This is a genomic window from Bradyrhizobium jicamae, assembly GCF_018130215.1.
Lineage (GTDB): Bacteria > Pseudomonadota > Alphaproteobacteria > Rhizobiales > Xanthobacteraceae > Bradyrhizobium > Bradyrhizobium jicamae_A.
Map to the genome: position 1 here is coordinate 19126 of NZ_JAFCKQ010000071.1, position 7973 is coordinate 27098.

A 7973-nucleotide genomic window follows, 5' to 3' on the forward strand; every position below is an offset into this window, starting at 1 on the left:
ATCGTCGTAGTTCCGGATTGGCTAAATCTGCGCCATTCCGGTCAGGATTTGTTTCTGAACTGTGGCTATATATGGCGCCACGATGCTCTTCGGCGGCGAAATCGTCGCTTTCCGGCACGAACCATCGCCGTTTTGCGGCTGCCGCGTTAACCCGCCATTTACCATGTCCGAGGAGAACGCCCGTTGGCGTGCAGAGTGGCGGAAGGTGGAGACAGCCTGCCTGACCTGGTCTCACGGTATCGCGTAACCGATTGCTAACCGCAACTTGTAACCCCCTTTCCATCTGTGCTGCGTAACGATGCCGCGCTCTGGGGAGATCAGCGTGAGCATCAAGGACCGCAATCGATCGTCTGGGAATGTCGATCCCGGCTCGACCAGGGGGCTGGCCTTCTGCGCGGGCATGCTCGTCGGAAGCCTGCTCGGAAGTGCGACCGCGGCCTGGAGCGTGCGCGAAGGCCTGCTGATGGCGGCCGTCGTGATCCTCGCCGTCATCGTGTATCTGGTGCTGAAGCGGCATGAGATCTCCGACGAACGGCTCGCCGCCGAGCGCCGCAACCTCACGACCGCCGTGAACAACATTCCGCAGGGCCTCGTGCTCTACGACGCCTCGGCGCACATCATCATCTGCAATCAGCCCTACGTCGAGATGTTCGGCCTCTCGCCCGAAGTGGCAAGGCCAGGCTGCTCGATGCAGCGGCTGATCGCACACCGCAGGGAGACCGGATCGTTCGACGGCGACGTCGACGAATTCTGCGACGCCATCATCCGCAACGTGAAGCTCGGCAAGGGAACGCGTCAGCTCACGGAAGCGCCGGGCGGACGCGCGATCGAGATCGTCAACAAGCCGCTGAAGGAAGGTGGATGGGTGGCGACGATCGAGGACATCACCGAACGCACCCGCGCCGACGAGAAGATCGCCCACATGGCGCATTACGATGCGCTGACCGATCTGCCCAACCGCATGCTGTTTCGCGAACGGCTCGAGCAGGCGCTGAAGGCGATCCGGCCGGGCGAGCAACTCGCCGTGATGTATATCGACATCGACGAGTTCAAAGGCGTCAACGACGCGCTCGGTCATCAGGTCGGCGACGAACTGCTCAAGGCGATCGCCCGCCGCCTGCGCTCCTGCCTCGCCGATACCGACGTCGCCGCACGGCTCGGCGGTGACGAGTTCGCGGTGATCCAGACCGCGATCTGCAGCCATACCGAGACCATGCAGCTGCTTGCCGCGATCTACCACGCGATCCGGGATCCGATTGATTGCAGCGGGCACCTGATCACCACCGACGCCAGCATCGGTATCGCGCTCGCACCCGGCGATGGTCTCGACATCGATCAATTGCTGCGCAATGCCGATCTCGCCCTCTATGGCGCAAAGAGTGACGGCCGCCGCACCTACCGGTTCTTCGAGTCCGGCATGGACGCCCGCGCCAAGGCGCGGCGCAGCCTGGAGCTCGAGCTGCGGCAAGCAATCGCCGACGGCGGCTTCGAGCTTCACTATCAGCCGCTGCTTCATCTCGAGGCCGGCGGGGTCAGCTGCTGCGAGGCACTGCTGCGCTGGCGCCATCCGGAGCGCGGCACCATCTCGCCCGCCGATTTCATTCCCGTCGCCGAGGATACCGGGCTGATCAACGATCTCGGTCGCTGGGTGCTCGACACAGCCTGCTGCGAAGCGGTGAACTGGCCGGAGCACGTCCACATCGCGGTGAACGTTTCGCCGATCCAGTTCAAGAGCGAGACGTTGGCGCTGCACGTCGCCGCCGCGCTCGCCGCGTCGGGGCTCTCGCCCTCGCGGCTCGAACTCGAGATCACCGAAGCGGTGCTGATCCGCGACGACGAGGCGGCGCTGGATGTCCTGCACCAGCTGCGTGCCCTCGGGGTGCGGATCGCGCTCGACGATTTCGGCACCGGCTATTCGTCGCTGAGCTATCTGCAGCGCTTTCCGTTCGACAAGATAAAGATCGATCGCACATTCATCAAGGACCTCGCCGGCACCGGTGCGTCGTCCACGATCGTCCAGGCCGTCGTCAACATCGCCGCCGCCAGCGATATGACGACCACCGCGGAGGGCGTCGAGACCGAGCAGCAGCGCAGCATGCTCCGCGTCCTCGGTTGCACCGAAATGCAGGGCTATCTGTTCAGCCGGCCGATCCCGGCGGTCGAAATCCGAAAGCTGCTGTCGTCGCACAGGGAGAGAGCGGCTTCGGTCGCCTGACGATCCGCTGCGGCGACTGATCCGGGGCCCGGCCGTCGCGGCCGGGTTGCCCTTGTTGACGGGACCTAATCTTTTGTACACTGGTACAAATCGTTGTGCGGCCCCTTGCCGCCGCGGAACGATTCGCCGGGACGCCGGTCTGGCGTCGGCGCGGGAGGAGGCCGTCGCATGCAGCACGAACCGATCTTCGACCTTGCCCATCTCGGGCACATGGAGCTGCTGACGCCGAAGCCGGATGAGAGCCTGAGGTTCTTCGTCGACGTGATGGGCATGACGATCAGCGGGCGGCAGGGCGAGTCGGTCTATCTGCGCGGCTGGGACGATTACGAGCGCTATTCGCTCAAGCTCACGGCGTCGAAGACGTCCGGCATGGAGCACATGGCGCTGCGCGCCCGCAGCCCGCAGGCGCTGGAGCGTCGCGTCGCCGCGCTGAAGGGATCGGGCTTCGAGATCGGCTGGGTCGATGGCGACATGGGGCAGGGCCCGGCGTTCCGCTGCCGCGACCCCGATGGCCATGTCGTCGAGCTCTATTACGAGACCGAGTGGTACAAGGCGCCTGATGAGCTGAAGCCGGCGCTGAAGAACCAGGCGCAACGCTTTCCGGCGCGCGGCGTCAACGTCCGGCGGCTCGATCACCTCAATTGCCTTGCGGTCGACATCAAGGCCAACCGCCTGTTCTTCGAGAATTATCTCGGCTGCCGGACCACCGAGCAGATTGTGCTGAACGACGGCACGGAGGCGGCGATGTGGATGACGATGTCGAACAAGAGCTACGATTTCGCCTATACCCGCGACCATTACGGCAAGGCCGGCCGCTTCCATCACGTCACCTACGCGCTCGACAGCCGCGAGGAGATCCTGCGCGCCGCCGATATCTTTCTCGAGAACGGCGTGCATATCGAGACCGGCCCACACAAGCATGCGATCCAGCAGACCTTCTTCCTCTATGTCTATGAGCCCGGCGGCAACCGCGTCGAGGTCGCCAATGCCGGCGCCCGTCTGATCCTCGCGCCGGACTGGAAGCCGATCGTGTGGACCGAGGAGGAACGCAAGAAGGGACAGGCCTGGGGACTGAAGACCATCGAGTCCTTCCACACCCATGGCACGCCGCCCGTGACGGGTTGAAGCACGCTCAATTCCGAAGTCATTGCTGCCGAGGGCGCGCCTCGCGTCCGCCCCGGGCCGGCTTGTCGCAAGTCCCGTTAATTTGATGCTGGCCATACCGTCGCGGTCCGTGCGCCGGTCTTGCGTGCACACGATGCCCCACCATGTTCCGTGCGCCCAACGGCAGCATGAGGTGATGCCATGGCATCCCAACCCGATTTTGCCAGCGATGTGTTCAACCGAAATCCAGCCGCCGGCATTTCCGCGCTGCGCGCCCGCGGCCACGTCGTCGAGGTCAGGTTCCCGATCGTCGGCCGGGTCTGGCTGACAACCACCCATGAGACCGCCGCGGCGATGCTGAAGGACAGTGCCACCTTCTCGCTGCGCAAGGAGGACGGCGAGGTCGCCGGCCTGCGCTGGTGGATGCCGAAATCGATCACGGTTGTCGCCGACAACATGCTGACGATGGATGAGCCGGACCACACGAGGCTGCGCGGCATCGTCGACGAAGCGTTCCGCCGCCGCGCGGTGCTCGACATGCAGCCGCATATCCGGACGATCGCCGATCGGCTGGCTGACGAGCTGTTTGCGGCGGGGCGCCCCGCCGACCTGATCCAGCGCTATGCGCGTATCCTGCCGGTGTCCGTGATCTGCGAGCTGCTCGGCCTGCCGCTCGCCGACCGGCCGGCATTCATCGCCTGGGCGAATGCGATGAACAGGCTCAAGGGGCCGATCAGCTTGCTGCGCATGATGGGCAGCCTGTCCAGGATGCGGCGATATCTCGAGCAACGATTGCAGGCGGCGCGTGAAGAGGGCGGCGAAGGGCTGATCGCCGAACTGGTGCAGGTCGAAAAGGAGCGTGGCCGCATCACGCGCGACGAAATGGTCGCAATGGTCTTCCTGCTGCTCGCCGCCGGCTCCGAGACCACGACGCATCTGATCAGCGGGTCGGCGTTCGAGCTGCTCAGGGATCCTGCGCGCCGGGACTGGCTCGCGGCGGACTGGAGCCGCCTTGGCCTTGCAGTCGAGGAATTCCTGCGCTTCGTGTCGCCGGTGCAGTTCACCAAGCCGCGCTATGTCAGGCGCGAGGTCGAGCTCGGCGGCGTCACCCTGAAGAAGGGGGATCGCGTGATGGCGATGATCGCGGCCGCCAACATCGATCCCGACGTGCACGAGAGTCCCGACCGGATGGATCTCGCGCGCAAGCCGAACCGGCACATCTCGTTCGGCACCGGAATCCATTTCTGCCTCGGCCATCAGCTCGCTCGGATCGAGGCGGCGTGCGCGCTGGAAGCCCTGTTCGTGCGCTGGCCGCGCCTCCGGCTTGCGGTCAAGCCGGAGCAAATCCGCTGGAGCGGGCGACCCGGCATCCGCTCGATCGACAAACTGCCCGTCGTCGCGGGCAGTTGATGGGCCGCTCTGCGCTGATCCTTGCGATGTCTCGGGCGTTTGGTGCTAGGTTGCGTGGATACGAACGTCAGAGGAAAACGTCGATGAGCGAACAGACGACGGACAAGCGCGTGCGAGAGGCGTCTCGCAGGCATTTTCTGCAGGCGGGCGCGGCACTGGCAGGCGGTTCTGTGATGGCAGGTATCGGCGACACGAATGTGCTCGCCGGGTCCGAGAGCAATCTTCCGCCCAGCGTGCCCGAATGGATGAAGGCGCCCGGCGACCCGATGGGAAGCCAGCCCTACGGCACGCCGTCGGTCCATGAGAAGGGCGTCATCAAGAACATCTCGAAGACGTTGCCGCAATATATCTCGGCCTCGGGCCGCTCGCCGTTGCAGGAGCTCGACGGCATCATCACGCCGAACGGCCTGTTCTACGAGCGTCACCATGGCGGCGTGCCGACCATCGATCCGGCCGAGCATCGCCTGATTCTGCACGGCCTGGTCGATCGTCCGCTGATCTTCACCATGGAGGACATCCGGCGCTTCCCGTCGCAATCGCGCATCCATTTCATCGAGTGCTCGGGCAATCCGGTCTACACCAAGCCCTACGGCAAGACGGCATCCGATCTGGTCGGTCTCGTCAGTTGCGCCGAATGGACCGGGGTGCCGCTGAAGACGGTGCTGAACGAGGCCGGCCTGCAGGCGGGCGCCAAATGGATCGTGGCCGAAGGTGCGGACGCCGCGGCGCTGACCCGCAGCATCCCGATCGAGAAATGCCTCGATGATGCGATGCTGGTCTACAGCCAGAACGGCGAGCGGCTGCGTCCGCAGCAGGGCTATCCGCTGCGGCTGCTGGTGCCCGGCTTCGAGGGCAACATGAATGTGAAGTGGCTGCGCCGGTTGAAGGTGACAGCCGAGCCAGCTTATTCGCGCGAGGAGACCTCGAAATACACCGACCCGATGCCGGACGGCACCTCGCGTGAATTCACCTTCTACATGGAAGCCAAGTCGATCATCACGCGGCCCTCGGGTGGGCAGAAGCTGACCACGAAAGGCTTTCACGAGATCACCGGGATTGCCTGGAGCGGCCACGGCAAGATCAAGGGTGTCGAGGTCTCGGTCGATGACGGCAAGAACTGGCAGGAGGCCACGCTGCAGGAGCCGGTGTTGACGCGAGCGCTGACGCGCTTCCGTTTCCCCTGGCATTGGGACGGCGCGCCAGCGGTGATCCAGAGCCGCGCGATCGACGAGACCGGCTACATGCAGCCGACGCTGGCCGAGCTTGTCGCGGTGCGCGGGGTCAATTCGTTCTATCATAACAACGCGATCTGGCCGTGGCGGATCGATGCTGACGGAGAGGTGAGCAATGCGCAGGCTTGACCTCACGACCGCATTCCTCGCTGGTGCGATTGCGGTACTCGGCTTTGCCGCGCGGGCCGAGGACCGTTACGGCATCGGCCGGCCGGCCACCGCAGCGGAGATCGCCGGCTGGAACATCGATATCGGCCGCGACGGATCGAACCTGCCGCCCGGCAGCGGCAGCGCCGAACGCGGCAAGGTCGTATTCACTGAGCAATGCGCGGCGTGCCACGGCGACAGCGGGCAGGGCGGCGTCGGCGACCGCCTGGTCGGCGGGCAGGGCACGCTGGCGAGTGCGAAGCCGGTCCGTACCGTCGGCAGCTACTGGCCCTACGCATCGACGCTGTTCGACTACATCAGGCGCGCGATGCCGCAGAACGCGCCGCAGTCGCTCAGCAATGAGGATGTCTATGCGGTGGCCGCCTATGTCCTCAGCCTCAACGGCATCGTCCCCGCCGACGCCGTGCTCGACGCGAAATCGCTCGCGGCGATCAAGATGCCGAACCGCGACGGTTTCGTCAGCGATCCACGGCCCGACGTGCATAACCGTTAGGTGCCCGGAGCGGCCGCGGCGGTGATGCGTCGCCGCGGCCAGATCGCAGCCTTGTGAAGCAGCGTCTCGCTGCGGCCGGAATTTCCGACTCACCCGATCGGTCCTTGATGTGAACGAGGGCGGCAGCGCCGTCCTCGTTCCAGTCGACGCATCGGAGGTCTCATATGACCGGACTCAAGGTGGTTGCAGCCGCCGCGCTGCTGCTCGGCGCGACCTTCACGCCTGCCGTGGCCCAGATTTCGGAGCCCGCGGGCGCAGCTCCATCAACGGCGGCGCCCTGACGCCCTGGGGAGAGGCACAATTGGCGGCAGAGCGCCGCGGTGATCCCGCCAACGCCTATGGTGCCATGGCGCCGCTGCCGCTCTCCGCTTGCACACGCACGCGCATCTACGATCCGGCCTCCGGCAGGCTCCGCCGGCGCTCCTGTCATTAGCGACCGGTTCATGTTCGGATTCGAGCGCCGGCTCTGGCCCGGCGTTCGAATGCGTCGAACCTCCTGGCCGTGGCGCTCGACCAAGCATTCAGCTTGCAAGTGTTCAGCTTGCAAGTGTTCAGCTCGCAAGTGTTCAGCTTGAATGCGCGCGCCGCGCGGAGGGGGCATCATGAGGACTTCCATCATCGGTGGATTGTTGTTGGCGGGCGCCGCGGCGTCCGCCAACGCCGCCCCGGTCGAATATCTCGGCAATTGGACGATCGCGAGTTCGCAACCCGCACCCTGGGCGGAGGCGAATGAGAAGCCGGTCGCATCGGACCTCAAGGCGCTGATCGGACACGGCGTCATTTTCCGCACCGACCGTATCGAGGCGCCGCCACCGCTCGGCTGCCGCAAGCCGCATTACGCTATCAAGTCGTACGAGCCCGACATGCTGTTTCAGGGCGGATTGACCGATCCGAAGCCGCAGGCCGCCTCGCTCGGGTTTTCGGGGGCCACGATTCCGACGCTCGAGACCGGCTGCGAAGGCGCCATCGACTTCCATTTCCCTGACGGCAACACTGCGCTGTTCGGCCTCAATAATCGAATCTACAAACTGGTCAGGACCAGGCCGGCCGGTCGGTGACGGCGGCGCGATCGACGTCATTGCGGGCGCCGGGTTTGTTGCGCGATCAGTCGGTGTGATCACCCGCGCATGCGGGTGATGACACCGATGAGGACGCAACTCTGCATCCTCGCGACATGAATCGTCCGAGTCCTGCATCTCGTTTCGCCGCTCTGTGTGAAGAGGGCGCAGGGAAAGCCGGGTGCCGATCGCACCCATGGGCCCCGTGCAAGGTAGAAAGCACGGGGGTAGGACCACAGGTGTAACCGGGAACAACCCGGCTTTCCCCGCGCGATGGGTTACGGCTTATACGT

Annotated in this window: 6 protein-coding genes; all 6 read left to right on the forward strand. The window is 65.1% G+C overall.

Features of this window, described 5'->3' with window-relative positions:
• Positions 1–322: 322 nt before the first annotated feature.
• The gene (locus JQ586_RS37870) at positions 323–2215 is read left to right on the forward strand and encodes a putative bifunctional diguanylate cyclase/phosphodiesterase (protein WP_409411044.1); all 1893 of its coding nucleotides are present in this window, start codon (positions 323–325) and stop codon (positions 2213–2215) included.
• Between the two features lie 168 nt (positions 2216–2383).
• Positions 2384–3340 carry a catechol 2,3-dioxygenase gene (locus tag JQ586_RS37875; protein ID WP_212399744.1) on the forward strand — a complete coding sequence of 319 codons (957 nt, stop codon included), beginning with the start codon at positions 2384–2386 and terminating at the stop codon, positions 3338–3340.
• A gap of 180 nt (positions 3341–3520) precedes the next feature.
• Positions 3521–4729, forward strand: a complete 1209-nt coding sequence (locus JQ586_RS37880; RefSeq protein WP_212399745.1) for a cytochrome P450 — start codon at positions 3521–3523, stop codon at positions 4727–4729.
• Between the two features lie 83 nt (positions 4730–4812).
• Positions 4813–6090 carry a sulfite dehydrogenase gene (soxC, locus tag JQ586_RS37885; RefSeq protein ID WP_212399746.1) on the forward strand — a complete coding sequence of 426 codons (1278 nt, stop codon included), beginning with the start codon at positions 4813–4815 and terminating at the stop codon, positions 6088–6090.
• On the forward strand, positions 6077–6622 hold the full coding sequence (locus JQ586_RS37890) for a c-type cytochrome (protein WP_212399747.1): 546 nt from the start codon (positions 6077–6079) through the stop codon (positions 6620–6622). Before soxC ends, JQ586_RS37890 begins: the two co-directional genes overlap by 14 nt.
• 602 nt (positions 6623–7224) lie before the next feature.
• Positions 7225–7680 (forward strand): hypothetical protein, encoded by a 456-nt coding sequence (locus JQ586_RS37895; protein WP_212399748.1) that lies wholly within the window; start codon positions 7225–7227, stop codon positions 7678–7680.
• Positions 7681–7973 lie beyond the last annotated feature (293 nt).